The following is a 1,369-nucleotide window of genomic DNA, read 5'->3' as shown; positions in this document are numbered from 1 at the left end:
GGGTCTGTCAAGTTAACGGTGTAACTGTTTGAACTGTGACTACTTTCGTCCGGCGGACAGGCGTCCGTCAAAGGTGATCTCGAAGGCGTTCAGCGCTGCCTTCCAGCGGTTGGACCAGCGCTGGCGGGCGGTGCCTTTGGGGTCGAGGCTCATGATGGCCAGGTACACGCATTTCAGGGCCGCCGCCTCGGTCGGGAAGTGGCCGCGGGCCTTGACAGCCCTGCGGATTCGGGCATTGACACTCTCGATCGCGTTGGTCGTGTAAATCACCTGCCTTATCGCGTGGTCGAACTGCAGGAACGGCACAAACTCGGCCCAGGCGTTGGTCCACATCCGGATGATCGCGGGATAACGTTTCTCCCATTTGTCGCTGAACTCGGCGAACCGGTCAAGCGCAGCCTGCTCCGACGGCGCGGTGTACACCGGTTTGAGGTCCTTGGCGATCTCGGCCCAGTCCTTGCGGGAGGCGTAGGCGTAGGTATTGCGGAGGAGGTGGACCACGCAGGTTTGCACGATAGTCTGCGGCCACACCTGTCCGATCGAGTCGGGCAGATGCTTCAGACCGTCACACACGACGATCAGAACATCCTGCACACCACGATTTTTCAGCTCCGACAACACCCGGAGCCAATACTTCGCCCCCTCCCCGTCGCCGTGCTCGCCGGCCCATAATCCGAGGATGTCGCGAGTGCCGTCCACAGTCACCCCCATCACGACGTAGATCGGCCGGTTGGCCACGTTGCCGTCGCGGATCTTGACGTGGATACAGTCGATGAACAGCACCGGATACACCTGGTCCAGCGGCCGGTTCTGCCACTCGAGCATGCCGTCCATCACCCGTTCGGTGATCGTCGAGATCGTCTGCTTGGACACCTCGGCGCCATAGACCTCGGCCATGTGCGCAGAGATCTCACCGGTGGTCAGTCCCTTGGCCGACAGCGAGATCACCATGTCTTCCACCCCGGTGAGCCGCCGCTGCCGCTTGGCCACGATCTTCGGCTCGAAACTCGACTCCCGATCGCGGGGCACCTCCAGCTCGACCGGCCCGGCCTCGGTCAACACGGTCTTGGCGCGTCTGCCGTTGCGGGAGTTGCCGCTTCCCCGCCCGACCGAGTCATTTTTGCCGTAGCCGAGGTGGTCGTCCATCTCACCCTCGAGCGCGGACTCCACCACCAGCTTGGTCAACTTCGCCAGCAACCCACCCTCACCGGTGAGCTGCAGGCCGTCGGCCCGGGCCTGGTCCACCAGCTCCTGCAGCCTCGCGTCGCTGACGCCCACACGTGCCGAGTTCGATTCGGCCTCACGATCAATCACATCAGTCATAATGGTGCATCTCCTTTCAGAGTTACACCGTTGTTCTTACAGTCCC

Annotated in this window: 1 protein-coding gene; it reads right to left on the bottom strand. The window is 62.5% G+C overall.

Annotated features, from left to right (window positions below; translation table 11 throughout):
* Nucleotides 1-39: 39 nt before the first annotated feature.
* Entirely contained in the window at nucleotides 40-1,323 is a 1,284-nt protein-coding gene (locus tag QM806_RS40825) for an IS256 family transposase (RefSeq protein ID WP_120660961.1), read from the bottom strand.
* Nucleotides 1,324-1,369: the final 46 nt, after the last annotated feature.

It is taken from the genome of Rhodococcus sp. IEGM 1351 (assembly GCF_030056875.1).
Lineage (GTDB): Bacteria > Actinomycetota > Actinomycetes > Mycobacteriales > Mycobacteriaceae > Rhodococcus_F > Rhodococcus_F opacus.
Note: the sequence above shows the minus strand (reverse complement) of the source record. Positions and strands in the feature narration are given on the sequence as shown.